This window comes from Ramlibacter sp. (assembly GCF_041916345.1).
GTDB lineage: Bacteria > Pseudomonadota > Gammaproteobacteria > Burkholderiales > Burkholderiaceae_C > Ramlibacter.
In genome coordinates this window covers 1-1,931 of sequence record NZ_JAYRZR010000181.1, presented here as the reverse complement: position 1 = coordinate 1,931, position 1,931 = coordinate 1, and the positions used below count along the sequence as shown (strand labels likewise).

At 70.1% G+C, this 1,931-nt stretch carries 1 pseudogene; it reads left to right on the top strand.

The features are described from left to right. Positions 1 to 1,931, top strand: a pseudogene (locus tag ACE3T5_RS21575) (excinuclease ABC subunit A); the annotation flags it as partial.

The window sequence follows — 1,931 nt, the reverse complement described above, 5'->3', positions numbered from 1 at the left end:
AACTGGAACAAGCAGTGGTACGGCGTGAAGCGGTTCTTCGAGTACCTGGAGACCAAGGCCTACAAGATGCACATCCGCGTGCTCTTGTCCAAGTACCGCAGCTACACCCCATGCGAGACCTGCGGCGGCGCGCGCCTGAAGACCGACAGCCTGCTGTGGCGCCTGGGCAGCCGCGTGGACGCGGATGCGGTGCTGCCCGCCGAGCGCCGCTTCCTGCCTGCGGGCACTGGCTGGTCGCGTGAGCAACTCGAAGCGCTGCCGGGCCTGTGCCTGCATGACTTGATGCTGCTGCCCATCGACCGGCTGCGCCAGTTCTTCGACCGCCTCTCGCCGGCCGCCCGAACGACGGAGGCCGGCGACGCCCAGGCGCTCAAGCTGCTCTTCGAGGAGATCAACACGCGCCTGCGCTACCTGTGCGACGTGGGCATCGGCTACCTCACGCTGGACCGCCAGAGCCGCACGCTCTCGGGCGGCGAGGTGCAACGCATCAACCTCACCACCGCGCTCGGCACCTCGCTGGTGAACACGCTGTTCGTGCTCGACGAACCCAGCATCGGTCTGCACCCGCGCGACATGGCGCGCATCACCCAGGCCATGCACCGCCTGCGCGACGCCGGCAACACCCTGGTGGTGGTGGAGCATGACCCGGCCGTGATGGTGGCCGCCGACCGGGTGATCGACATGGGCCCCGGCCCGGGCGAGAAGGGCGGCCAGATCGTCTTTGACGGCAGCGTGGCCGCGCTGCGCGAGGCCGACACGCTGACAGGCGCCTACCTGGGCGCACGGCGCCATGTGGGCCAGGGCTTCAAGCGTCCGGTGACCGACAGCACGCCGCGCCTGGTGCTCGAGGGCGCACGCGAGCACAACCTGCAGTCGGTGTCGGTGGAGTTCCCGCTGCAGCGCCTGGTGTGCGTGACCGGCGTCTCCGGCTCCGGCAAGTCCACCCTGATCCAGGACATCCTGGCGCCGGCGCTCATGCGCCACTTCGGCCGCGCCACCGAGAGCGCCGGCGCGCATGACCGCCTGCTCGGCGCCGACCACCTGGGCGATGTGGTGTTCGTGGACCAGTCGCCCATCGGCAAGACGGCGCGCTCGAACCCGGTGAGCTACGTGGGCGCCTGGGACACGATCCGAGAGATCTTCGCGACCACGCCGCTCGCGCGCCAGCGGGGCTACACCGCGGCCAAGTTCAGCTTCAACTCCGGCGACGGCCGCTGCCCCACCTGCGGCGGCTCGGGCTATGAACATGTGGAGATGCAGTTCCTCTCCGACGTGTACCTGCGCTGCCCGGATTGCGATGGCAAGCGCTACCGGCCGGAGATCCTGGAGGTGCTGATCGAGCGCCACGCGGTGGGCCAGGCTCAGGCCCGGCGCCTCAGCGTGGCCGACGTGCTGGACCTCACCGTGAGCGAGGCCGCGGCGCTGTTCGCGCAGGATCGTGAGGTGCTGCGCGCGCTGCAGCCCATCGTCGATGTGGGTCTGGAATACGTGAAGCTCGGCCAGCCGGTGCCCACCCTTTCGGGCGGGGAGTCGCAGCGGCTCAAGCTCGCCGGCTTCCTGGCCGAGGCCGCGCGCAGTGCCACCGCCAGCCGCCAGGGCACGGCCACCAAGGGCACGCTGTTCCTGTTCGACGAGCCCACCACCGGCCTGCACTTCGACGACATCGCCAAGCTGATGCGGGCGCTGCGCAAGCTGCTGGAGGCCGGCCACTCGCTCATCGTCATCGAGCACAACCTCGACGTGATCCGCGCCGCCGACTGGCTGATCGACCTGGGCCCCGAAGGCGGGGAGGGCGGCGGCCTGCTGGTGGCCGAAGGCACGCCGGAGGATGTGAAGCAGCATCCCCGCTCGCACACCGCGCAGGCACTGCGGGAGTACGACGGAACGCTGGGGATGGTTTCGGAGGACGCCGGGCCCTACTCCCTCCCCCT